Annotated in this window: 21 protein-coding genes; 11 read left to right on the top strand and 10 right to left on the bottom strand. The window is 71.2% G+C overall.

Annotation, left to right across the window (positions count from 1 at the left end; genetic code table 11):
* Positions 1-31 precede the first annotated feature (31 nt).
* Positions 32-1,033, top strand: coding sequence for a LacI family DNA-binding transcriptional regulator (locus PU630_RS13420; RefSeq protein WP_275277557.1), 1,002 nt, complete (start codon positions 32-34; stop codon positions 1,031-1,033).
* On the opposite strand, the gene PU630_RS13415 is transcribed toward PU630_RS13420, so the two are convergent.
* Genes PU630_RS13415 through PU630_RS13400 form a run of 4 tightly spaced genes read right to left on the bottom strand, consistent with a single transcriptional unit; the run spans position 1,030 to position 5,168 of the window.
* Positions 1,030-2,739, bottom strand: a complete 1,710-nt coding sequence (locus PU630_RS13415) for a D-apionate lactonase family protein (RefSeq protein ID WP_275277556.1) — start codon at positions 2,737-2,739, stop codon at positions 1,030-1,032. The two genes, PU630_RS13420 and PU630_RS13415, sit on opposite strands and share 4 nt — an antisense overlap.
* Positions 2,740-2,751: 12 nt before the next feature.
* The gene (locus PU630_RS13410) at positions 2,752-3,513 is read right to left on the bottom strand and encodes an SDR family NAD(P)-dependent oxidoreductase (RefSeq protein ID WP_275277555.1); all 762 of its coding nucleotides are present in this window, start codon (positions 3,511-3,513) and stop codon (positions 2,752-2,754) included.
* A 9-nt stretch (positions 3,514-3,522) separates the two neighbouring features.
* Positions 3,523-4,377 (bottom strand): phosphogluconate dehydrogenase C-terminal domain-containing protein, encoded by an 855-nt coding sequence (locus PU630_RS13405; RefSeq protein WP_275277554.1) that lies wholly within the window; start codon positions 4,375-4,377, stop codon positions 3,523-3,525.
* Positions 4,374-5,168 (bottom strand): sugar phosphate isomerase/epimerase family protein, encoded by a 795-nt coding sequence (locus PU630_RS13400; RefSeq protein WP_275277553.1) that lies wholly within the window; start codon positions 5,166-5,168, stop codon positions 4,374-4,376. The genes PU630_RS13405 and PU630_RS13400 overlap by 4 nt, the downstream gene beginning before the upstream one ends.
* Positions 5,169-5,240: 72 nt before the next feature.
* Between PU630_RS13400 and PU630_RS13395 the strand changes: the two genes are divergently transcribed.
* On the top strand, positions 5,241-5,987 hold the full coding sequence (locus PU630_RS13395; RefSeq protein ID WP_275277552.1) for a FadR/GntR family transcriptional regulator: 747 nt from the start codon (positions 5,241-5,243) through the stop codon (positions 5,985-5,987).
* Entirely contained in the window at positions 5,984-7,090 is a 1,107-nt protein-coding gene (locus PU630_RS13390) for a glycerate kinase (RefSeq protein WP_275277551.1), read from the top strand. Before PU630_RS13395 ends, PU630_RS13390 begins: the two co-directional genes overlap by 4 nt.
* Here the strand turns inward: PU630_RS13390 and PU630_RS13385 are convergent.
* From PU630_RS13385 to PU630_RS13375, 3 genes are read right to left on the bottom strand one after another with little or no spacing between them, the layout of a single operon-like run.
* Positions 7,083-8,012, bottom strand: coding sequence for an alpha/beta fold hydrolase (locus PU630_RS13385; protein WP_275277550.1), 930 nt, complete (start codon positions 8,010-8,012; stop codon positions 7,083-7,085). The genes PU630_RS13390 and PU630_RS13385 overlap by 8 nt on opposite strands.
* A gap of 13 nt (positions 8,013-8,025) precedes the next feature.
* Entirely contained in the window at positions 8,026-9,408 is a 1,383-nt protein-coding gene (locus PU630_RS13380) for an MFS transporter (protein WP_428982009.1), read from the bottom strand.
* Positions 9,409-9,413: 5 nt separating this feature from the next.
* Positions 9,414-9,878, bottom strand: a complete 465-nt coding sequence (locus tag PU630_RS13375; protein ID WP_275277548.1) for a MarR family winged helix-turn-helix transcriptional regulator — start codon at positions 9,876-9,878, stop codon at positions 9,414-9,416.
* A gap of 80 nt (positions 9,879-9,958) precedes the next feature.
* Between PU630_RS13375 and PU630_RS13370 the strand changes: the two genes are divergently transcribed.
* Entirely contained in the window at positions 9,959-10,807 is an 849-nt protein-coding gene (locus PU630_RS13370) for an alpha/beta fold hydrolase (RefSeq protein WP_275277547.1), read from the top strand.
* Between the two features lie 112 nt (positions 10,808-10,919).
* Here PU630_RS13370 and PU630_RS13365 read toward each other — a convergent pair whose 3' ends face one another.
* Positions 10,920-12,614 (bottom strand): DEAD/DEAH box helicase, encoded by a 1,695-nt coding sequence (locus PU630_RS13365; RefSeq protein ID WP_428981958.1) that lies wholly within the window; start codon positions 12,612-12,614, stop codon positions 10,920-10,922.
* Positions 12,615-12,808: 194 nt separating this feature from the next.
* Here PU630_RS13365 and lplAB point away from each other — a divergent pair, with 194 nt between their 5' ends.
* From lplAB to PU630_RS13345, 4 genes are read left to right on the top strand one after another with little or no spacing between them, the layout of a single operon-like run.
* Positions 12,809-13,858 (top strand): lipoate-protein ligase LplAB, encoded by a 1,050-nt coding sequence (gene lplAB / locus PU630_RS13360; protein ID WP_275277546.1) that lies wholly within the window; start codon positions 12,809-12,811, stop codon positions 13,856-13,858.
* Positions 13,837-14,952, top strand: coding sequence for a DNA-methyltransferase (locus PU630_RS13355; protein ID WP_428981957.1), 1,116 nt, complete (start codon positions 13,837-13,839; stop codon positions 14,950-14,952). The genes lplAB and PU630_RS13355 overlap by 22 nt, the downstream gene beginning before the upstream one ends.
* A complete protein-coding gene (locus PU630_RS13350) occupies positions 14,949-15,455 on the top strand; it encodes a hypothetical protein (RefSeq protein WP_275277545.1) in 507 nt (168 codons plus the stop codon). The genes PU630_RS13355 and PU630_RS13350 overlap by 4 nt, the downstream gene beginning before the upstream one ends.
* Before the next feature lie 44 nt (positions 15,456-15,499).
* A complete protein-coding gene (locus PU630_RS13345; RefSeq protein WP_275277544.1) occupies positions 15,500-16,486 on the top strand; it encodes an LLM class F420-dependent oxidoreductase in 987 nt (328 codons plus the stop codon).
* A gap of 155 nt (positions 16,487-16,641) precedes the next feature.
* On the opposite strand, the gene PU630_RS13340 is transcribed toward PU630_RS13345, so the two are convergent.
* Positions 16,642-18,204, bottom strand: coding sequence for a carboxylesterase/lipase family protein (locus PU630_RS13340; RefSeq protein ID WP_275277543.1), 1,563 nt, complete (start codon positions 18,202-18,204; stop codon positions 16,642-16,644).
* A complete protein-coding gene (locus PU630_RS13335; protein ID WP_275277542.1) occupies positions 18,197-18,844 on the bottom strand; it encodes a TetR/AcrR family transcriptional regulator in 648 nt (215 codons plus the stop codon). The genes PU630_RS13340 and PU630_RS13335 overlap by 8 nt, the downstream gene beginning before the upstream one ends.
* A 130-nt stretch (positions 18,845-18,974) precedes the next feature.
* Between PU630_RS13335 and PU630_RS13330 the strand changes: the two genes are divergently transcribed.
* Genes PU630_RS13330 through PU630_RS13320 form a run of 3 tightly spaced genes read left to right on the top strand, consistent with a single transcriptional unit; the run spans position 18,975 to position 23,316 of the window.
* On the top strand, positions 18,975-20,285 hold the full coding sequence (locus PU630_RS13330) for an MFS transporter (RefSeq protein ID WP_275277541.1): 1,311 nt from the start codon (positions 18,975-18,977) through the stop codon (positions 20,283-20,285).
* Positions 20,252-21,052 (top strand): phosphatase PAP2 family protein, encoded by an 801-nt coding sequence (locus tag PU630_RS13325; protein WP_275277540.1) that lies wholly within the window; start codon positions 20,252-20,254, stop codon positions 21,050-21,052. The genes PU630_RS13330 and PU630_RS13325 overlap by 34 nt, the downstream gene beginning before the upstream one ends.
* Positions 21,049-23,316, top strand: coding sequence for a beta-glucosidase (locus PU630_RS13320; RefSeq protein WP_275277539.1), 2,268 nt, complete (start codon positions 21,049-21,051; stop codon positions 23,314-23,316). The genes PU630_RS13325 and PU630_RS13320 overlap by 4 nt, the downstream gene beginning before the upstream one ends.
* Positions 23,317-23,561 lie beyond the last annotated feature (245 nt).

Raw genomic sequence — 23,561 nt, 5'->3', positions numbered from 1 at the left:
GGTGCGCGAGAGGCCCGAAGAAAGGGGCGCAGTGGCGGTCAGCGTGCGTGACGTCGCGGCGACGGCGGGCGTGTCGGTCGGCACGGTGTCGAACGTGCTCAACCGCCCCGACAAGGTCTCCGCGCAGACCGTCGAGCGCGTGCAGAGTGCGATCGCTCAGCTCGGCTTCGTGCGCAACGACGCCGCGCGTCAGCTGCGCGCCGGGCGGAGCCGTGCACTCGGCCTGGTCGTGCTCGACATCCGCAACCCGTTCTTCACCGATGTGGCACGCGGCGCCGAGGACCGCGCCGCCGAGCACGGGCTCTCGGTGTTCGTCGCCAACAGCGACGAGAAGCTCGAACGCGAGCGCTCGGCGCTCGACCTGTTCGAGCAGCAGCGGGTCTCGGGCGTGCTCGTCACGCCCATCGCGGAGGATCTGCCGCGCCTGCGCCGCATGCGCGAGCGTGGGATGTCGGTGGTGCTGGTCGATCGGCAGTCACAGGAGGACGGCTTCCCGTCGGTGGCCGTCGACGACATCGAGGGCGGGCGCATCGCGGCCGCCCATCTGCTCGAGATCGGTCGCCGGCGCCTCGCGCTCGTGGGCGGGCCGACGTCGCTGCGTCAGGTGGCCGACCGTCTCGACGGCGCGCAGCAGGCGGTCGCGGCCACGGCCGAGGCGACCCTCGAGTACGTCGGCACCGACGGGCTCACGGTCGAAGAGGGCCGGCGCGCGGGCGAGCGCCTCGCGCGGCGCGCGCCGACGGCCCGCCCCGACGCGGTGTTCGCCGCGAACGACCTGATCGCCCTCGGACTGCTGCAGGGGCTCGTGATGACGGGCGAGGTCCGGGTGCCCGACGATATCGCTCTGATCGGGTACGACGACATCGACTTCGCCGCCGCCGCCGTCGTGCCGCTCAGTTCGATCCGGCAGCCCGCGAAGCTCATCGGGTCGACGGCGGTCGACCTTCTCGTCGCCGACACCGACGGCGCAGATCCCCATGCCCACGTGCTCTTCCGCCCCGAACTCGTCGCACGGGCGTCGACGACGGGCTAGAGGCCGGTCCGCCGCCACGAACCGGCCGTGACCTCCACGAACACACGCCCACCGTCGGGCGACTCGAGTTCGACGCGCCGGTCGCGCCGGTCCAGGTTGGCGATGAGCACGGTGTCATCCGCACCGATCGCCCAGACGAGCCCGTCAGGGGAGTCGCCGCACAGCAGCCTGCCTCCGTGCTGTGCGGCCAGGGCTCGCACCGCCGCGGCGACCGGCAGCTCTTCGCCGCCCGAGGAGCGGATGCCGCGGGGCCCCCACTCCTCGAAGAACGTGAGCGATGCCACGCCCGGCACGGCGAGGGCCGCGGCACTCGCGATCGTCCACGCCGCCAGCTCGGGCGTGATCTGTCTCGGGTCATCCGCATCGGCGAAGGCGGCGCCGTAGCCGTTGCGCAGGTCGACCGCGCCGGGACCCGGCGCCGGAGTCGTCGCCACGTTGTTGAAACGCGGCCGGAGGGTCACCGGGCCGATGTGCACGGGTGTGTCCCCGGCCAGGCCGACGGCCTGGGTCGCGACGAGGCGCTGTATCGCGATCGACTCGACCAGCTGCTGGGTGCTCGTGCTGTGGAACAGCCCGGTGACGCTGAACGTGATGCCGTCCAGCGCGTCGGGCAGACGGTGGTGTTCACGGTTGAACTCGGTGAAGTGCGACCGGGCGCCCCCGATCACCGCAGCGACGACCCCGGCTCGGCCGAGCGCTGCGCGCAGCGCGGCGACCAGAGCGGCATCCGACACGTGCGCGCCCTCACCGTCCGCACGGAACGCCGCGACGCGAGCGACGCTCCGCCCACGCAGCGCCTGTGCGGCCGCGTCGAGCGAGTGCGTGTCGCGGGCCACCAGCCGCACGTCCAGCGGCAGTCCGGCGGTCGCGGCCCGGTCGAGGGCAGCGTGCCAGTTCGGGGCGGCCAGGTCGAGCTCGACGAGCACTGCCTGACCGATCGGCTCGACGCGCGGCGCCGGTGCGGGTGCTGTGGCGGCGCCGAGCGAAATCTCGGGGAACGGGCCGGCTGCGGCCAGGGCGATCGCCGCGGCCGCCGCATCCTCTCCGCCCGTGTCGCCCCCGTCTCGTCCGGCTCGCACCTCGATCCGCTGGCGCACGTGCGTGCCGGCGCCCAATCGGTAGGGGAACGGCAGCGCCAATGGACGGCTGTAGGTCTTGTACGAGGCGTCGGTCCAGTTGCGCTGGTCCTCCATCTCGAACACGTCGCCGCTGAATGTCGCCTCGACGTCGAGCCCGGCGGCGCGCCAGGACAGTGTGGTGATGTCGAAGACCGGCTGGTGCGGGCTGATCGCCGCGGGGAACAGGGTGTCTTCGTGCGACCCGTCGCCGTGGCGCACGCGGAGCCCGGCGCCGGCGAGGTCGGCCGGATGCAGCACGACGAGCCCGGTGCGGTTCGTGTCGAGGTCGGCGGCGACGGCGAGGTCGAGCTCCACGGTCAGGGTGCGGCCGGACGCCGCGGCCCGCACGGTCCCCGACAGTCCGGTGACCGCGCCGCTCGCGCGGACCTGCAGGGTCAGCCCGCCCGCGCTCTCGCCGATGCCGTCCACGACGAGGGCGGCGGTGTTCCAGTCGTGGTCGCGCACCACCGCGCGGATGCTGCGCAGAACCGGTCGCCCGGCGAACGCGATGTCGGCGAGCTCGTCGCCGCGCAGCCGCAGCGTCCAATCGCCGGCGCGCCAGCTGCGGTCGGGCTGCCACCAGTCCATGTCACACCTCGGTCAGAGTGTCGACATGCCGCCGTCGACGGCGAGCAGTGCGCCGGTGGCGAATGCCGCATCGTCGGAGGCGAGGAACGTCATCGCGCCCTCGACGTCGGCGGGCGCACCGGCGCGGCCGAGCGGGATGCGCCCGATGATCGCGGCGCGATCGGCGGCGTTCTCGGTGATGGTCGACACCAGACCCGTCTCGGTGTACGCGGGCACCACCACGTTCACGCGGATGCCCCGGCCGGCATAGGCTGCGGCCGCGAACCGCGCCAGCGCATGGATCCCCGCCTTCGACGTGCTGTACGCCGTGAACGCGGCGCCCTCGGTACCGCCGAACGCGGTCGGGCTGCCGGTGAGGACGATCGAGCCGCCGATGCCCGCCGCCAGCATCGTCCGGATGGCATGCTTGACGGTCAAGAACGTGCCGGTCAGGTTCACTCCGATCGTCGCGTTCCACGCCTCCAGGTCGAGGTCGGCGATCTTCGCATCGCGGCCGAACAGCTGCACGCCCGCGTTGGCGACGACCACGTCGGGCGGCCATCCCGCGGCCGCGGACTCCGAGAACGCGGACTCGACCGACGCCTCGTCGGAGATGTCGACGGTGACCGCGCGTGCGGCGTCCCCGAGCGCGTCCGCGACCAGTCGGGCGGCATCCGCGTCGCGGTCGGCGACGATGACGCGGGCGCCCTCCCGGGCGAAGCGTTTGGCCACACCGCGACCGATGCCCGACCCTGCCCCCGTGATCAGCGCGGTCTTGCCGTCCAGTCGTCCCATCACCCGCTCCTATCGTTCGATCTTCTCGAGGCGCAGCATCCGCGCGAGGTTCCTGTCGAGCTCGTCGTCGCGGAAGATCTTCTTCCAGTCCTCTTTGACGATGCTCTCGCGTCCGTAGTCCATGGCGATCAGGCACGCGTCGCTGAAGGGATTGTCGCCGCGCAGCCCGTTGGCCAGGGCGACCTGGGTGTGTCCGTAGAGGATGCTGCGGGCCGCGGCCTCCGGCACGCCCATCGTGTGGATCGCCTCGTCGAGCGCCTCGTTCAGCAGCGCCCCGATCATGCAGGCGACGGTCTCGACGAGGGTGGGCTCGAGCTGGGCGAGCTGCTTGATGGTGACGAAGTGCACGTCGATGACCGGTGCGTAGATGGCGCGGACGGTTTCCTCGACCAGCGCTTTCACGGCGGGGTCGTCGTTCTCGACCGCGGCGATGGCGTCCTGCGGTGCGGCGATGCCCCCGAAGGTGTCGGCGTACTCGGCCGGTGTTGTGCGCTGCAGGAAGATCGACGGGTGGCACGGATGGGCGACCGCCCGCACGACGTCGTCGCGGTCGGTCAGCAGTCCTGCATAGGCGGCGGCCGGGTCGAGGGTCAGGGCGACGGCGCCGGGCTTCATCTGCGGCACCAGCTCGGCGGTGACCGCCTGCAGGGCGAGGTCGGGCACGGCAAGCACGACGATGTCGGCGTCCGCGACCGCCTCGGCGGCGTCGGTGAGCGTGCGGCCGGCGTCGAGGGTGCGCGCCCGCCCGGCGGGGGAGTTCTCCACGTACCGGACGATGTGATCGGTGCGTGCGAGGTTGTCGGACACGCGCATGCCCATCTTCCCGCCCGCACCGACGACGGCGATCCTGTGGGTGGTGCTCATGGGGTGCTCCTCAGATACTCGATGGCTGAGCGGGTCCACTCCCGCTCGGCCCGGATGGTGGTCTCGACGTCGCCCTGCCAGTTCAGCCAGTGCTCGACGATCTCGTCGACGCCCCGCTCGTGCGGCCGTACCCGAGCCCGCAGGTGCCGGTGGTCGTGCAGCCCGGTGCCCAGGCGCGCTCCGCTGTAGCGGAACCCCACCCAGCCGGATTCGCGGGTGAATGAGAAGTCCTTCGCGTGCACGTTCAGCGTGCGGGCCGCGGCGCGTTCCACGCAGTCGCGCGGGTTCTCGAGCCGGGCGACGACATTGGCGGGGTCGAGGCAGATTCCGAGCGCGGGGCTGTCGATGCGCTCGACGAGCCCGACCAGATCGTCGGTGGCCACCTGCTCGTACGTCTCGAGGGCGAGTGCGACGCCGGATGCCGTGAATCGCGGCAGCACGTATCGCAGCTGTCCTTCGGCCTCCGCGAGGGAAGGATGCGTGTCGGGACCGTGCAGCATCGAGCGGATGAGCGTCGCGTCGAAGACCTCGGCGAGTCGCAGGAAATGTTCGAGATGGGCCGGGGCGATGCCCTTCGTGCCCAGCTGCACAGTCAGCCCCAGTGCTCGGGCGGCGGCCGCGGCATCCCGGATCTCCGCGTCGCCCATCTGCTCGAGCGGTGCGTGATCGCAGATCTGGAACAGCTCCACGCCGAGTTCGCGGGTGGCCTCGAATGCGCCGACGAGTGTGAGCGGCTGCGGCGCGCGGGGAGAGTGCTGCCAGAAGAAGGCATAGGTACCGAGGCCGATCACGTCCCGATTCTGACAAACCGGTTGACCAAATACAAGCCCCGTTCCGCGTCAGCGCCGGGTATCTTTGCTGTCATGCCCGCCTTCCGCGCTGATTCCGTCGACGACATCACGGCGGCGCTCGGCACGCTTCCATCCGGAACGCCTGTGTCGGAGGTCGCACGTCGACTGCTCGACCTGTTCACCGGTGGGTCGCTGACGCCGGGCACCCGACTGCCCCCTGAGCGCCAGCTGGCCACGACCCTGGGTGTCGGCCGGTCGGCCGTGCGCGAGGCGCTCGCAGCGCTCGAGATCCTGGGGATCGTCGACGTCCGGCCCGGGTCGGGCACCTATCTGCGCGGCACCGCGAGCGAACTGCTGCCGCAGACGCTGCGATGGGGGCTGCTCATCGGCGAGCGGAACACCGCACAGCTTCTCGAACTGCGTGAAGGGCTTGAGATCTACGTCGCACGGCTCGCCGCGGCGCGTGCCGATGAGGCGACATGCGTTCGCCTCGAGAAGAGCGTGGCGCGCATGCGCGCGAAGATCGACGACCTCGCGGCGTTCGCGCGCGCCGATCTGGACTTTCACCACGCGCTCGCTGAGGCGGCGGGCAACGACATGCTCACCGACCATCTGCACGTGATCCGGTCGCTCCTGCAGGTGTATGCCGACCGGGCGGTCCACGACCGCGAACAGGCGGAGCGTGCACTGGCCGAGCACCAGGCCGTGCTGGCGGCCGTGCGCGCCGCGGACGGGGATGCCGCGGCCTCGGCGATGGCCGTGCACATGGCGACCGCTTCGGCGCGGCTGCTGGATTCTACGGCGCAGGTCGCCGAGTGAGCATCCTCCTCGCCCCCGACAGCTTCAAGGGCTCGCTCAGCGCAGCCGCCGTCTGTGATGCGCTGGCAGAAGGCTGGCGCGAGGCCGACCCCGCCGCGCACATCACTGCCCGGCCGATGGCCGACGGCGGCGAGGGTACGCTCGACGCCTTCGCCGCCGCAATGCCGGGCGTGCAGCGCATGCCGATCGTCGTCACCGGCCCCGACGGCGGCGAGACGGAAGCGGAGTGGATGCTGCTGCCGCCGACCCCCGACGCACAGGGCGGCACCGGGGTCGTCGAACTCGCGTCCACGAGCGGCATCGAGCTGCTGGGGGAGAGACGCCTGCCGCACGACGCGCACACCCGCGGGTTCGGGCAGGCGATCGCCGCGGCCCTCGACCACGGTGTGGAGCGTCTCGTGCTCGGCATCGGTTCGAGCGCGTCGACGGATGGGGGAGCCGGGATGCTGCGGTCCTTGGGCGCCCGGTTCGACGGCGGCGACGGCCTGCGCGGGCTCGACGCCGTGCGGGCGGTGGACGTGAGCGGACTGCGGCCGCCGCCGCCCGGCGGCGCACTCGTGCTCTCGGACGTCACCAACCCGCTGCTCGGCCCACGCGGCGCCGCGGCCGTGTTCGGACGGCAGAAGGGACTCGCCCCGAACGACATCGACGCGGCCGATGCCGCGCTGCGGCACTGGGCCCGGGTGCTGGGCGCCTCGCTCCCGGCCGCGGACCCCGACGCCCCAGGCGCCGGAGCAGCGGGCGGAACCGGCTTCGCCCTGCAGGCCTGGGGTGCACGCTCAGTCTCGGGAGCCGCCGAGATCGCCGAGCTCGTGAGGCTGGCCGACGCGGCGGCCGCGGCATCCCTCATCGTCACCGGCGAGGGGTCGTACGACAGTCAGTCCGCCGCCGGCAAAGCGCCCACGCACATCATGGCCGTTGCACGTGCGGCGGGAGTGCCGATTGCCCTCGTGGCGGGGCGGATCGCCCCTGACGCCGACACCGCGGGCTTTGCGGCATCCCTCTCCCTCAGTGAACTGGCCGGGAGTACCGAAGCCGCCCTCGCCGACCCCGCGCGCTGGCTGCGCGAGGCCGGGCGCCGGCTGGCCCAGCGGTTCAGCTGAACCCGTCGATCCAGGCCCGGATCCGCTTCAGGCTGCGCTGTGCGGAGTTCGCCTCGGGATGGTTGAGGTGCCCATGGGTCGCGCTGCGCTCGGCGAACAGCTCGACCCGCACGCCGGCGTCGCGCAGCTGTTGCGCGAACAGGTCGCCCGACGAGCGCAGGTCGTCGATGGCGGCGACGAGGATGTACGTCGGCGGGAGGCCGCGCAGATCGTCGGCGACACCCGCGAACGCGTACGGGTCGCGCAGCCCCGCGGCGCGGGCGTAGTGCTTCGCGAGCGCGTGCACGATCGGCGGGCGGAACCGCAGCCGCGCCGGCATCTTCGCCATGAGCTTCTGCGTCTCGGCCGTGTTCGCCGGCAGGTCGGGGTGCAGAAACGGATAGGCCAGGACGAGGGATGCCGGCAGCGGGCGGTCCACATCGCGCAGGCGCAGCGCCGCTCCGGCCACGAGCGCCCCGCCCGCGCTTGCCCCGCCGAGATGCACCTGGCCGGTGCCGAACAGCTCATCGGCTCGCGAACAGGCGTGCTCCCACGCGGCCTGCACGTCGTCGAGTGGGATCGGGTGCTTCACGCCGTGGAGCGCCTTGCGGTAGTCGACGGCGAGGGTCGGGATGCCGCGCGCGGCCAGCTCCAGCCCGACCCAGTTCGACTCGGGCATGTCGAGCGTGCCGCCGAAGAAAGCGCCGCCGTGCACCCAGACGAACGCGTTGCGTGCGTCCTGAGACGCATCGCGGTACAGCCGCGTGGCCACCGGACCGTGCGGACCGGGCACCGCGATGTCGGTCACGGTGACCGGCTCGAGGTGACGGAAGCGGCGCTTGAGCGACGCCGTGTCGATGTCGGGGCGCGAGTCGGCGGGCTCGCCGCGGCGCGCGATGTACCAGGCCATCGCCTTCACCCCGAGATCGGAGGGGGTCAGCATCGGGCTCGCTCGGTCACGGACGCTCCGCCCTCCGGTCGGCGCCGGCCGCGGCATCCACCGCATCGTCCACGTCGTGGTCGACGGGCAGCGCGATGGGCGTGGTCTGTGCGATCTCGTCGCTGAATTCCTCGGGGATCTTCGGCTCGACCACTTGGATCGGGCGCGTCTCGTCGAGGGTGAACGTGAAGCGGTTCGTCTCGCTGCGGTGCAGTCGTCCTGAGGTGACCAGCCATACGGCGCCGATCACGCAGGCCAGCAGCCCGGCGACGCCGCCGACCTGGATGGCGGTGCGCGGACCGAACGCCGTGGCGACCCAGCCCACGATCGGGGCGCCGATGGGCGTGGAGCCCATGATGACCGCCATGTAGAGGGCCAGCACCCGCCCGCGCAGCTGCGGATCGGTGGTGGTCTGCACGTACCCGTTCGCCGTCGTGAGCATGGAGACCGTCGTGAAACCGACGAGGATCACGATGAGCGCGTACATCCAGTACTCGGGCATGAACGACGACACGATCGAGGCGATGCCGAAGCCGCCGGTGGCCACGATCACCACGCGGATGCGCGCGCGCTCGCGGCGTGCGGCCATGAGGGCGCCGGCCAGCGAGCCGATCGCGAGCATCGAGCTGAGGGCACCGTAGCCGTCGGCGTTGCGGCCGAACTCCAGTGCCATCGTCGAGGCGAAGATCGGGAAGTTCATGCCGAACGCCCCGATCAGGAACACCATGACGAACAGCACGAGCAGATCCTTGCGCCGCGCGACATAGCGGAAGCCGTCGGCCAGCCGGGTGGCATCCGTCGCCTTCACCCGTGGCTCGAGCTCGTCCTTGCGCATCATCGAGAGGGCGACGAGCATCGCGATAAACGTGGCGGCGTTGATGATGAACATCCAGCCGGTGCCCACCAGCACGATCATGATGCCGCCCACGGCCGGTCCGATCAGGCGTGCGGTGTTGAAGGATGCCGAGTTCAGCGCCACGGCGTTGGCGGCGTTCTGGCGCGAGACGACATCGGAGACGAACGCCTGGCGGGCGGGGGAGTCGAACGCGTTCGCGATGCCGAACATGCCGGCGAACATCCACATCAGCGGCAGGGTCATGACGTGCGTGAGCAGCAGCACGCCGACCGTGATCGCCAGCAGACCCAGCGCCGTCTGCGTGCACATGAGCAGCTTGCGTCGGTCGAAGTGGTCGGCGACCCATCCGGTGAAGCTGACGAGCACGAGCGGAGGGCCGAACTGCAGCGCCATCGTGACGCCCATGGCGGTGGCGTCATTGTTCGTCAGCTCGGTGAGCACGACCCAGTCCTGCGCGGTGGACTGCATCCACCCGCCGATGTTCGAGATCAGCGCGCCGATGAACCAGACGCGGTAGTTGAACAGGCCGAGGGAGCGGAACATGGCCTTCATCGGGCGGCCACCTCGCTCATGATCGCGGCGGCGTGGGCGAGGGTCTTGCGCTGGCGGGCGGTGAGCTCGCCCATCGCGGACGCCAGCCATCGGTCGCGCCGTTGCAGCGCCTCGGTGACCAAGGATCGGCCGTCGTCGGTGATCTCGATGTTGACCTTGCGCCGGTCGGTCTCGTCGGGGGTGCGGGTGATCCATCCCGACTCTTCTAGGCAGTTCACCGTGCGGTTCATCGACGGGGCGGTGACCCGTTCGTGATCGGCCAGCTCGCCGAGCGTGTGCGGCCCGGAAGCCTTGAGCGTGTAGAGAACAGCGAACTGCCCATCACTCATGGAATCGAGCGCGCGCTCGGAGCGCAGGCGCCGCCCGAGCCGGAACGTCGCCATGCGCAGGTCGCGGGCGGTCGCGGCATCCTCTTCGGTGGGGGTGTTTTCGTCTGCGGGGGTCGTCGTCTCGTGCGCCATACTAATAGTTAGCTTAGCTTATTAGTCTCGCTAAGTAAATATCGCACCGGCCGCTCCGAGCGCACGGGTATGCTCCCGACATGCCCGAGTTCATCGATGCACACGGCGTCACCATCGTCTACGACGTGCATCCCGCACGTGGAGCCGCGCGCGCCGTCGTGCAGCTGCTGCACGGTGTCGGAGAGCACGCGGGGCGCTACGGCGCGCTGATCACCGCCCTCACCGACGCCGGCTACATCGTGTACGCCGATGACCATCGCGGCCACGGGCGCACCGGCATGAAGCAGCATGGCGACGCCGCGCGCCTGGGGCATCTCGGGCCGGGCGGCCACCAGGCCGCCGTCGCGGCGTGCTGGCAGCTGAGCGAGATCATCCGCGCCGAGAACCCCGACCTGCCGCTGGTGATCCTGGGCCACTCCTGGGGATCGTTCCTCACGCAGATCCTCATGAACCGGCATCCCGACGCCTACGACGCGATGATCCTGTCGGGCTCGGCGCTGCGCCTGCCCGGCTCGCTGAACGCCGGCGATCTGAACGCGCGGTGGAAGGCGAACGGCGCCACCGGGCTGGAGTGGCTCTCGAGCGACCCGCAGGTGGGGACGGCGTTCCATGACGATCCGCTGACGGTCGAGGCGCCGCTGCTGCGCCTGTTCGGGCTTGTCGACGCGGCACGGCTGTTCGGCCGGCCGCGCAAGAACCCCGGCCACGACGTCCCTACCCTGCTCATCGTCGGACGCGACGACCCGGTCGGCGGGCCCCGCAGCGTGCATAAGCTCGCCGACGCTTATCGCGCACGCTCGGGGTTCACCGACGTCACGACCCTGGTGTACCCCGGCGCGCGGCACGAGCTTTTCAACGAGCTGTGTCAGGATGACGTGCGCGCCGACGTGCTCGCGTGGCTCGACGCCCGCTTTCCCTCGCGCGCATAGGGGTGGATGCTGCGCCGCGGCGTTCATCTCGCAGGACGTTGTCGCGATCCCGTGCGTGTCACCCGGCGTGTCGGGCGCTCGGCGCGCGATCGTCCTGCGAGATGAACGCGGCTCAGCGCCCGGTCGGGCGCGATGCGCGGCGCGGACCGCGGCTGTGCAAGCTGCCCACGGTCGCGCCGATGGTCGGCGTGCCCGAGGCCGTGCGGCCGCTCTGCGGCGCGGCGCTGTGTGCGGACTGACCGTGCTGGCCGCCCTTGCGCTGGCCACCGCTGTGCTGGCCGCTCTTGCGCGGCGCGCCGTCGCGCTGGCCGTTGCGTTGCCCGCCACCGCGCTGGTCGCCGCGCGGGGCGTCGCCGCGCGCACCCTTCTGCCGGCCCTCACCGGTTGATACGTCACGGTTATCAAGACGTGAGGCGTCCGAACCCCCTGTGCGCGGGTGCCGGTCGGCGGTCGCCGAGGCGTCGGACCGGCCAGAACGGCCGCCCTGCGCGCCGCGACCGGACTGGCCACCCTGCGCGCCGCGACCGCCAGAGCCGCCACGGCCGCCGCGTGAACCGCGCTCGCCGCCGCGCCCGCCGCTGCGACCGCCGCCGCCCTGCGCGGGCGCTGCGACGGGGGCCGGCTTCACGTGCGGCGCCGGATCGCCGACGAGCGTCGAGACGGTGTCGTCACCCGCCGCGACCGACTCGAACGGCACCTTCAGCTTTGCGCCGCGCAAGAGGTCGACGACGTCACGGCGCTGCTCGTCGAGAGCAACTGTGACGACGACACCCTCGGCGCCGGCGCGGGCGGTGCGGCCCGAGCGGTGCAGGTACGCCTTGTGCTCGACCGGCGGGTCGACGTGCACGACCAGCTCGACGTCGTCGACGTGCACGCCGCGGGCCGCGACATCCGTCGCCACCAGCACGCGCACGCCGCCGGCGTCGGGGTCGGCGCCGAACGCGGCGAGGTTGCGCTCGCGCGCGTTCTGCGACAGGTTGCCCTGCAGATCGACAGCGGGGATGCCCGATGCGGTCAGCTGCTTGGCCAGGCGCTTGGCCTGGTGCTTGGTGCGCGTGAACATGATGCGACGGCCGCGGCCCGAGGCCAGGTGCCGCACGAGCTCGGTCTTCGCGCCGCCGTCGGGCACCAGGAAGACCCGGTGCGTCATGACGCCCTGCGGAACCGACGACTCGTCGACCGAGTGCGACACCGCGTCATGCAGGAAGCGCTTGACCAGCTTGTCGACGCCGCGGTCCAGGGTGGCGCTGAACAGCAGCCGCTGACCGTTCGCCGGCGTCGCCGCGAGGATGCGGGTGACACCCGGGAGGAACCCGAGGTCGGCCATGTGGTCGGCCTCGTCGAGCACCGCGATCTCGACGGCGCCGAGGTCGACGACGCCCTGCTTCTGCAGGTCTTCGAGCCGGCCGGGGCACGCCACGACGATGTCGACGCCGCGGCGCATGGCCTGCTCCTGCGGCTTCTGGCTCACGCCGCCGAAGATCGTGGTGACCGAAAGTCCCACGGCATCGGCCAGCGGCTTCACGGTCGCGGCGATCTGGGTCGCGAGCTCGCGGGTCGGAGCGAGCACGAGGCCGCGCGGGCGCGCCGGGCGGGTGGCGGTGCCGGAGGAGGCGAGCCGTGCCACGAGCGGCAGGGCGAACGCGATGGTCTTGCCGCTGCCGGTGCGGCCGCGGCCGAGCACGTCTCGGCCGGCGAGCGAGTCGGGCAGCGTGTCGCGCTGGATGGCGAAGGCCTCGGTCTTGCCGTCCGCAGACAGGACGGCGGCGAGGGGCTCGGGCACGCCGAGCGAGAGGAAAGAAGTCACAGAGATGCTTTCAGCAGGGGCGCACGCGGGTCGGTGCGCGGATCGGTGGCGGCGCCGGACGGCGCGTGTGCAGAACTGCACGGGATCGCCGTTCGAAGAAGAATCGCGGCGGGCACAGCCCGGGCCGCAAGAGCGCATCGACGACGCAGCGGCCTCAGCCGCAGCATCCACCTTACCGGCCATAGGCTGGGAGCATGCACGGTGAGTACAAGGTTCCGGGTGGCAAGCTCGTCGTCGTCGACCTCGAGGTGCGCGATGGGCGCATCGCCGACTTCCACCTCGCGGGCGACTTCTTCCTCGAACCCGATGATGCGCTCGCCGACATCGACGCGGCTGTGAACGGGCTGCCCGACACGGCCGACACTGCGGCGATCGCAGCCGCCGTGCGCACGGCGCTGCCTGAGGGCGCGGTCTTGCTCGGCTTCACCCCCGAGGCCGTCGGCACGGCGGTGCGCCGGGCCCTGATCGTCGCCCCCGGCTGGAAGGACTTCGACTGGGAGGTCGTGCACGCCAAGCCCGTCTCGCCGCGGATGAACCTCGCGCTCGACGAGGTGCTCACCACCCGCGTCGGCGACGGCAGGCGCAACCCGACGCTGCGCATGTGGGAGTGGAACGAGTCTGCGGTCGTGATCGGCTCGTTCCAGTCGCTGCGCAACGAGGTCGACCCCGAGGGCGCCCGCAAGCACGGCTACGACGTCGTCCGGCGTGTCTCGGGCGGGGGCGCCATGATGATGGGCGCCAACTCGATCGTGACCTACTCGCTCTCTGTGCCGGCATCGCTCGTGTCGGGCATGACGTTCGCCGACTCGTACGCGTTCCTCGACGACTGGGTGCTGCAGGCGCTGCGCTCCCTCGGCATCGACGCCGAGTACCAGCCGCTCAACGACATCACCGGTCCCAGCGGCAAGATCGGCGGCGCAGCCCAGAAGCGCTTCGCCAACGGGGGAGTGCTGCACCACGCGACGCTCAGCTACGACATGGACGGTCAGGTCATGACCGAGGTGCTGCGGATCGGACGCGAGAAGCTCAGCGACAAGGGCACGGTCTCGGCCGCCAAGCGCGTCGACCCGCTGCGCAGTCAGACAGGGCTCCCGCGCGAGACGATCATCGAGCGGTTCATCGGCACGTTCTCGAACCTCTACGGGGCGACGACCGGGCACATCACCGACGAGGAGTACGCCGAGGCCGAAGAGCTCGTGCGGACGAAGTTCGCGACCGACGCGTGGCTGCACCGGGTCCCGTGAGCGGACGGGATGCCGCGGCCCCGCCGCTCTTCGCGCTCGAATCCGATCCGCAGCCCGGCGCCGACGCGCCTGCGCCAGGGAGTGTCGAGATCCACCACGGCGACAACCTCGCCGTCGCGGCGGCCCTGCCCGATGGAGAGTTCACGCTGGTCTACCTCGACCCGCCCTTCAACACCGGGCGCGTGCGCTCGCGGGCCGTCGAGACGGCCCGGACCGCGGCTCCGGCGTTCAGAACTCCGCAAGAATCGGCGCCTGGCGGGGAGATGGGGCCGATCGCGGCCGCCACGGAGCCGGATCGACTGAGTTCTGAACAGCCCGACGACGAGCCCACGATCCGCCGCGGCTTCCACGGGCGCGAATACGCGCGGCTGCGTGGCGACCTCCGCGCCTACGACGATCGGTTCGACGACTACTGGGGCTTCCTCGAGCCGCGGCTGCGCGAGGCATGGCGGCTGCTGGCCGACGACGGCACGCTGTATCTGCACCTGGATTTCCGCGAGGTGCACTACGCGAAGGTGATGATGGACGCGCTGTTCGGCCGCGAGCGCTTCCTCAACGAGATCGTCTGGGCATATGACTACGGCGCGAAGACCCGCAAGCGCTGGCCGAACAAGCACGAGACGATCCTCGTGTATGTGAAGGATCCGCAGCGCTACTGGTTCGACTCGGCGTCCGTCGATCGCGAGCCATACATGGCCCCTGGTCTGGTCACGCCCGAGAAGGCCGCACGCGGCAAGCTGCCCACCGACGTCTGGTGGCACACGATCGTGCCGACGGCCGGCCGCGAGAAGACCGGCTATCCGACGCAGAAGCCCGAAGGCGTGCTGCGGCGCATCGTGCAGGCCTCGAGTCGGCCCGGCGACCGCGTGCTCGATCTGTTCGCCGGCAGCGGCACCCTCGGCGCGGTGGCCGCGCCCCTCGGCCGGCACGCCGTGCTCGTCGACGACAACTCCGACGCTATCGCCGTGATGGCGGCGCGCCTGCCGCAGGCCTCCGTCCACGTCCCGGCCTCCGTCCATGCCGAGGCCCCAGTCGATGCCACGGCCTCCGTCCCCGCGGCGGCCCCCGCCTCCGCCCCGAAGGAGCGCCGGTGACCGCCCGCCTGCCCCGCATCCCGTTCCTGCGCATGGGCTGGATCGTCCTGGCCGTGACGTTCGTCGTCCCCGTCGTCGCAGCGCTGATCCTCGGCGGTGTGGTGGCGTCGGCCGGATGTGTGGATGCCGCGCCCGCCGTTTCCACGTCGGCGATCTGCGCGCCCGGAGGCGGAGTGGCCACTGCGTTCGTGGCGAGGTGGGCGACGGTGCTGATCGCGGTCCTGTTCGTCGGGGTGGTGGCATCCATCGCCTGCGGCATCGTCGCTCTTCTCCGTCGCGGCCGGGCGCCGTGGTTCCGGCCCGCGGCGCTGCTGGCGACCGTCGTCGTGGCGACGCTGCCCGCCGCCGTCGCGGGCATCTCGGTCGCGACCGCGGGATCGGCCGGGCCCCTCAATGGCGCGACGTTCGCGGGGCTCGTCGGGGCGGTGCTCACTCTTGTGGCGGGCATCGTGTTCGCCGCCGTGGCGCGCGCCGCCGAGCGTCGGCGCGCCGACGCTGACTGACGCGCCGAGCCGCGCGCAGCGGCATCCACCTCTAGGCTGAGCGCATGCGATTCGGAACCTTCCTCCCTCAGGGCTGGCGCTTCGACCTCGTCGGCATCGACCCGGCTGACCACTGGAACACCATGCACGCGCTCGCGCAGCGGGCCGACACGGGCCCGTGGGAGTCGCTGTGGGTCTACGACCACTTCCACACGACGCCGGTGCCCAGCGCCGAGGCCACGCACGAGGCATGGACGCTCATGGCCGCGTTCGCCGCATCGACATCGCGCATTCGCCTCGGCCAGATGTGCACCTGCATGGGATACCGCAACCCCGCGTACCTCGCCAAGGTGGCCGCGACGGTCGATCACGTCTCGGGCGGCCGGCTCGAGATGGGCATCGGCGGCGGCTGGTACGAGCACGAGTGGCGCGCATACGGCTACGGCTTCCCCGAGGTGCCGCAGCGGCTGCGCATGCTGCGCGAGGGCGTCGAGATCATGCACCAGGCCTGGACCACGGGAACGGCGACCCTCGACGGCCGCGAGTACCAGGTCGACGGAGCGATCGTGCAGCCGCTGCCGGTGCAGGCCGGCGGCGTTCCGATCTGGGTCGCCGGCGGCGGGGAGAAGGTCACGCTGAAGATCGCCGCGCAGTACGCGTCGTACACGAACTTCGCGGGCTCGCTCGAGGACTGGGACCGGAAGGATGCCGCGCTGCGCGGTCACTGCGAGACGCTCGGCCGCGACCAGGCCGAGATCGTGCGGTCGTCGAACTTCAACACGATCGTCGCGCCGACCGAGGCCGAGGCCAAGGAACGCCTGGCCGCCGTCAAGGCCCGGCTGCTGCCGCACCTCGGCCAGGAGCGCGCCGACCAGGCCGAGCGGGACTACCTGAACTCGCCGGCGTTCGGCACACCCGAGCAGATCATCGAGCGGCTCGGGGAATATGCCGCGCACGGCATGGGCTACAGCATCCACTACTTCCCGGAGCTGGCGTACGACCTCTCCGGATGGGAACTGTTCGAGCGCGAGGTCATCCCCGCCCTGTCCTGACCTCCCCGCTCCGCCTCCGCGAGGTCGTACCCGCCTCCGCGAGGTCGTACCGATCTCCGCGAGGTCGTACCCATTTCCGCGAGGTCGTAGGCGTTCTCGCGAGATGCGGTACGACCTCGCGAGATGCGGTACGACCTCGCGGGGCCGTCGGCCGATCAGACCAGCGCTTCGGCCGTCGCGTAGCCGTCGCTGACGACGTCGCGCTCGGACGTTCCGCCGCCGAACACCCGCGTCGTGCCGGGGCGCTGCGACCACGCGGGCCATCCGGCCTCGCCCGACCGCACGAACGACACGGCCGCCGCGTGCAGGGTGTCGGCCAGCGCCTGCGGTGGATGCGACCCGGCCAGGTGGGCGATGCCCGCGGTCGAGCCGAGGCAGTCCCACCAGAACGGAACGTCGAGGCAGTGGCACGCCCACCCGATCAATGGCGACACCCACGAGAACCGGTACACCCAGGTCGGCGCCGACGCGCCAGCACCCGCACCGGCACCCGCCGACGCGCCCGCACCGGCACCCGCCGAGGCCTCCGCCCGCGCCCGCGCGACCCGCACCACCGGCGCCCGGAAAACGGTGTCGGTGACGTAGCGGCCGAGCATCGCGGCGGTGCCCTTCGCTCGCTGCTCTCGGTTGCCGGCGAGGTACCGGGTCCGCCGCGCGCCGGCCAGGCCGAGCTGGCCGAGGGCGACGCCCGGGGGCACGATCCGCAGCTTGCTCTTCATGCCGTCGGTGGCCATCGTGAACTCGTCGTCGGTGGTGCCGATCACGAGCGGCTTGTCGGCGCCTACCCCCGCCCTCAGCGCCTCGAGCGTCGGCCGTTCGAGCAGCTCGCCGTCGAGCATGGGCCCCCACGACAGTCCGTCGGTGAGCATCTCGCGGATGCCGTCGAGCGGCTTGCCCGACGCCGGCTTCTCGGCCTCCTCGCGCAGCGCGAGCAGCCGTGCCTCATCGACCGACGCGAAGCCGTCCCGCGTCGCGGCGACGCCGGCGAGCCGCGCGAGTTTGGCGGTCAGCGTGCCGGCGCGGTCGACGGGCACGTTGGTCAGCGCCGGCGAGAGCGCCCACACCGCGTGGAAGAGGTGCTGTGCCTGCGGCATCCCGAGCAAGGTCAGCACCGCTCCGCCGCCGGCCGACTGCCCGGCGAGGGTGACGCGCGAGGGGTCACCGCCGAACGCCGCGATGTTCTGCTGCACCCATTCCAGGCCCGCCAGCCAGTCGCGTACGCCGCGGTTGGAGGGTGCGCCGTCGATGAGCCCGAAGCCGTCGAAGCCGAGCCGGTACGACAGGCTCACGGTCACGACCCCGTCGCGGTTGAACGCTGCGCCGTCATACCAGGGGCTCGCCGGCGATCCGGCGGTGAAACCGCCGCCGTGGATCCACACGAGCACCGGCAGCGCGGCATCCGTCCCCGGTGCCGGCGTGAACACGTTGACGTTCAGCGTCGCGTCCCCGGGCACCGACGGCTCGGGGATCAGCGTGACACCGGTGTCGCCGCGCTGCGCGGTCGCGCCGAATTCGACGGCGTCGCGCACCTCGGTCCACGGCTCGGGCGGTACGGGCGCGGCGAAGCGCCGCTCGCCGACGGGCGCCTGCGCGAACGGGATCCCCAGGAACGCGGCTGACGCATCGCGCCACAGGCCGCGCACCGGTCCCGATGACGTCTGCACGACGGGGTCCTGGATGGGGGTGGATGCCGCGGCCACCGCGGGTGCGTCAGTCATGGTCGTCGTCCTCTCTCGCGTCAGCGGAAGCCTGCCGATCGCCGAGCGCCCGGAACAGCGCATCGACGGTGCGGGCCATGTCGACGTCGGGCTCCAGCATCCACTGCAGCTGCAGGCCATCCGCGACCGCCTGCACGATGCGCGCGAGCGTGTCGGGATCGATGGCGTCGGTGATGCGGCCGGCATCCTGCGCCTGCTGCAGCACGCGGGCGAACACCGTGCGCAGCGCCGCGTTCCGCTCGACGAAGAAGCGGTGGGCGGGATGCTGCGGGTCGGCCGCCTCCACGCTCAACCGGGAGAACAGCTCGACGACCCCGGGCACCTCGCTGTTGTGCCGGATCACCTGCAGGTACCCCGCGCGCACCCCGTTGACGTCGGCGGGGAGCGCGTCGAGGTCGCCGAACGCGGAGGTGTCGATCTCGTCGCGCTTGCGCAGGATCTCGGTGAACAGCTCTTCCTTCGAGTCGAAGTAGTGCAGCAGTCCCGCCTGGCTGAGGCCGACGGCGGCGGCGAGCTCTTTCACCGATGCGCCGCGGTATCCCTCGCGCGCTATCACGTCGAGCGCACGAGTGAGGATCTCCTCGCGCTTGGCGACGCCCTTGGCGTAGGAGCCCCGGCGTCCTTGTCCGGTGTTCGGCATGCCCTCACGATAAACCGAACAGCGCTTGATTTCTCAAAACCAAATGACATATGGTTTCTGCACTGCCGTGCACCGCACGCAGGGCTCATCGTCGAGCGCTCCTTCACCCGACAGGACCACCCTCATGACAATGCCGTCAGAGCCCCCGACGCCAGTCGTCCCCGGCGCACCCCTCACCGAGACCACGTTCGTCGCCACCGCCGCCGGCAACATCGACCCGCCTGAGCCGATCAAGGGTCTGCGCCGGCTCATGATCTGGATCATCCCGGCCAACCTCGGCATCTTCATGGTCTGGGGCGCGGTTCCGGGCCTGCTTCTGCCGCAGCAGATCACGAATCTCGTGGGTCAGGCCGACAGGAAGGATGTCGCGGTTCTCGCGATCGTCACGACCATCGGCGCGCTCGCGGCGATGATCGCGCAGCCGGTCGCCGGGCAGATCTCCGACCGCACGCGCTCGCGTTTCGGACGCCGTGCGCCCTGGATCCTCATCGGCGCGCTCGCCGGCGCCCTGGCTCTGGTCGGCCTCGCGTTCGCGGGGTCGGTCGTGGCGATCATCATCGCCTGGACGCTCGTGCAGATCGCCTTCAACTTCGCGCAGGGGCCGCTCTCGGCGGTCATGCCCGACCGGGTCGCGCTCAAGCGCCGCGGCACGTTCGCCGCACTCTCGGGCATCGGCCTGATGGTCGGCTCGCTCGGCGGTACGATCCTCGGCGCGCTGTTCTTCCACAGCATCGCGGTCGGCTACATAGTGTTCGCGGTGTTCGCCGTCGTGATCCTCAGCCTGTTCGTGGCGTTCAATCCCGATCACCCGAGCACCCGCATCCAGCCCGAGCCGTTCCGCCTCGGCGACTTCCTGCGCACGTTCTGGGTCAACCCGGTGGCCCACCCCGACTTCTTCTGGGCGTTCACCGGTCGGCTGCTGCTGTACACCGGGTACTTCATCGTGGTGGGCTACCAGCTCTACCTGCTGCGCGACTACTTCCACGTCGCCGAGCCCGAGACGATCATCCCGGTGCTGAGCCTTCTGGGCATGGTCGGCCTGATCATCACGACGCTCATCGGCGGGCCGCTGTCTGACCGCGTCGGCCGGCGCAAGCCCTTCGTCTTCGCATCGGCGATCGTCATGTCGCTCGCGCTGCTGCTGCCGTGGTTCTGGCAGGACCTGGCCGCGTGGTACATCACCGTGATCATCGTCGGCTTCGGCTTCGGCATGTTCCAAGCCGTCGACCAGGCGCTGATCAGCGAGGTGCTGCCCTCGGCGAAGTCGTTCGCGAAAGACCTCGGCGTCGTCAACATCGCCGCCACCCTCCCGCAGACCATCGCCCCCGGGGTCGCGGGGGCGATAGTGCTCACGTTCGGATTCGCCGGGCTCTTCCCGGTGGGCATCGTGCTCGGTATTCTCGGCGCATGCGCCGTCTGGCCGATCAAGGCGACTCAGTGACGGCTGCGGCATCCCTCCCTCCACCCCCGCGTCCGGCGGCGATGCTGTGGTGGGCGCTCGGGCTCCTCGCGGTCTTCGCCGCCATGGGAGCGGCGATCGCCGTGGATCCGTCGGCGCCGTTCCCGCAGCCGCTCGACGACGCGTGGCGCGGACTGGTCGGCGTCGGGCCTGACAGCGGCGCATACTCCTGGTTCCTGCCGATGTTCTTCCAGCTGTTCGGCGAGCTGCCCGGGGTGTTCGTGACCGTGGTGGTGATTCCGCTGGCCCTTGTCCTCATTGGCCGATGGCGCTCCGCGCTCTTCTTTCTGAGCGTCATCGCGCTCGGACCGGGGTTGCTGTCCCAGGCCATGAAGAACCTCGTCGACCGGCCGCGCCCGGCAGCAGACCCGGTACTGGGCCTTTTCGAGCCGCTGTTCTCGGTCGATCACGGCTCGTTCCCGTCGGGACACTCGATCAGCGCCGCGGCGACGGCGGTGAGCATCGCCGCGCTCATTCCGCCCTCGCGCGCGCTCGCGCGACGCGCGTGGTGGGTGATCGGGGCACTCCTCATGGCGGGCATGGCCTGGCAGCGCACGCTCGTCAACGCACACTGGCTCTCCGACACGCTCGTCGGGCTCGTGACCGGCGCCGGCGCCGCCCTGCTGTTGTGGTGGGCGTTCTGGCCCTGGCTGCACCGCGACTACGGGCGACCGATCCCGCGGGCGCGACGGCGCGATGTCGCGACCCGCTCCACAACTCTGTCCACCAAACGAAAGGCGACACCATGACAGACACGCTCCCCGCCGATGTGAACGGCCTCACCCTCGAGCAGAAGGCGTCGCTCACCTCGGGTGCGGACTTCTGGACCACGAAGGCGGTGCCGGATGCCGGCATCCCGTCGATCATGCTCACCGACGGGCCGCACGGACTGCGCAAGCAGGCCGGGTCCAGCGACCACCTGGGCATCGCCGACAGCGTGCCGGCCACCTGCTTCCCGCCGGCGGTCGGGCTCGGCGCGTCGTTCGATCCGGCGCTTGCCAAGCGCGTCGGCGAGGCGCTCGGCGTCGAGTCGGCCATCGAAGACGTGGCGGTCATCCTCGGGCCGGGCATCAACATCAAGCGCTCGCCGCTGTGCGGGCGCAACTTCGAGTACTTCTCCGAAGACCCGATCGTCGCCGGTGTCATGGGCGCGGGCCTCGTGCGCGGCATCCAGTCGCAGGGGGTCGGCTCGTCGCTGAAGCACTTCGCCGCGAACAACCAGGAGTTCGACCGCATGCGCGCCTCGAGCGACGTCGACCCGCGGCCGCTGCGCGAGATCTACCTGCGCGGCTTCGAGCGTGTGGTCGAAGACGCGCAGCCGTGGACCGTGATGTGCTCGTACAACCGCATCAACGGCGTCTACGCGTCGGAAGATCCGTGGTTGCTCACGCAAGTGCTGCGCGGCGAATGGGGCTATGACGGCCTGGTCGTCAGTGACTGGGGCGCCGTCAACGACCGGGTCGCGGGCCTGCCCGCCGGCCTCGACCTCGAGATGCCCGGAAGCGGCGGCGGCACCGACGCGCAGCTGGTCGCCGCGGTGCGCGACGGCTCGCTCGACGAGGCGGCGCTCGACGTCGCCGCGGGCCGCATGCTCGACCTGGTGCGCAAGGCGGCGGCGCGGCCGTCGGTGGTCGGTCCGCTCGACGTGGACGCCCACCACGCCCTGGCCCGCGAGGTCGCGGGGCGCTCGATGGTGCTGCTGCGCAACGAGGGCGGCGTGTTGCCGCTGCGCCGCGACGCGAAGATCGCGGTCGTCGGCGCGTTCGCACAGACGCCGCGCTATCAGGGTGCCGGGTCGTCGCTGATCAATCCGACGCGGCTCGACAACGCGCTGGATGCTATCCGGGATGCCGCGACCGCCGACGTCGCGTACGCCCCCGGGTTCTCGCTCGAGCAGGATGGCGACGCCGCAGCGCTGCGCGACGAGGCCGTGGCCGCGGCATCCACCGCCGACGTCGTCGTGGCCTTCCTGGGCCTGCCGCCGTCGGCGGAATCGGAGGGATACGACCGCGAGCACATCGATCTGCCGGCCGCGCAGCTCGCGATGCTCGACGCGGTGCTCGACGTCAACCCGAACACGGTCGTGGTCCTGTCGAACGGATCGGTCGTGGCGCTGCCGTTCCGCGACCGGGTGGCGGCCATCCTCGAGGGCTGGCTGCTCGGCCAGGCGGGCGGATCGGCGACCGCCGACGTGCTCTTCGGCGACGTGAACCCGTCGGGCAAGCTCACCGAGACGATCCCGCTGCGGCTGGAAGACAACCCGTCGTACGGCAACTTCCCGGGAGAGTTCGGGCATGTGCGCTACGGCGAAGGCCTGCTCGTCGGGTACCGCTGGTACGACGCGCGCGGCCTCGAAGTCGCGTATCCGTTCGGCCACGGCCTCTCGTACACGACGTTCGCGTACGGGGATGCCGCAGCTGCCGTCGACGCCTCGGGCGACGTCGTCGTCACGGTGCCGGTGACGAACACGGGTGAGGTCGACGGACGCGAGGTCGTTCAGGTCTATGTCTCGCTGGGCGCGTCGGCCGTGGAGCGCGCGCCGCGCGAGCTCAAGGCGTTCGCCTCGGTCGAGATCGCCGCCGGCCAGACCCGCGAGGTGCAGCTGACGGTGCGCCGCGCTGACCTCGCCTACTGGGACGTGCGGGTGGACCGCTGGGTCGTCGAGGGAGGGGCGTACACAGTCGACGTGGCGGCGTCGAGCCGCGACATCCGCTCCACCACCACGGTGACGGTGGAGGGGGATGCCGTGAACCTGCCCCTGACGATGGAGTCGTCGATCGGCGACCTGATGGCCGACCCGGTGGCCGGACCCATCGTGCAGCAGGCGATCGCCGGAATGCTCGGCGGTGCCGGGGGAGACGCCGCCGGCGCCAGCATGATGGCCGACGACGACGGTATGCAGAAGATGATGGCGTCGTTCCCGGTGGGTCGCATCGCCGGATTCGGCATCGGCGGGGTCACGCAGGAGCAGATCGAGGGCCTCATCGCGATGGCCAACGCCGCGCGTCACTGAGTCAGGTCTCGAAGGGCCGGCGCGAGCGTTCGCACCGGCCCTTCGACACGTTTTCGGCGGTGACCAGGGGCGCTCGTCTGACACGGCTCGGTGCCGCAGCACGCGACGCGCCCGGGATGCACGAAAACCCCGCTCGAATTTGGCAGGAGGGGCGATCCGTGCGTAAAGTATTACTTGTTCGCCCCAAAGGGAAGAGCGAAGCGGCCGAAAGGCCTCCGCCCCCTCAAGCAGTGAACCACCTCCCA

It is taken from the genome of Microbacterium horticulturae (genome assembly GCF_029094505.1).
In the GTDB taxonomy this organism is placed as follows: Bacteria; Actinomycetota; Actinomycetes; order Actinomycetales; family Microbacteriaceae; genus Microbacterium; species Microbacterium horticulturae.
This window is presented reverse-complemented; position numbering and strand designations above follow the sequence as displayed.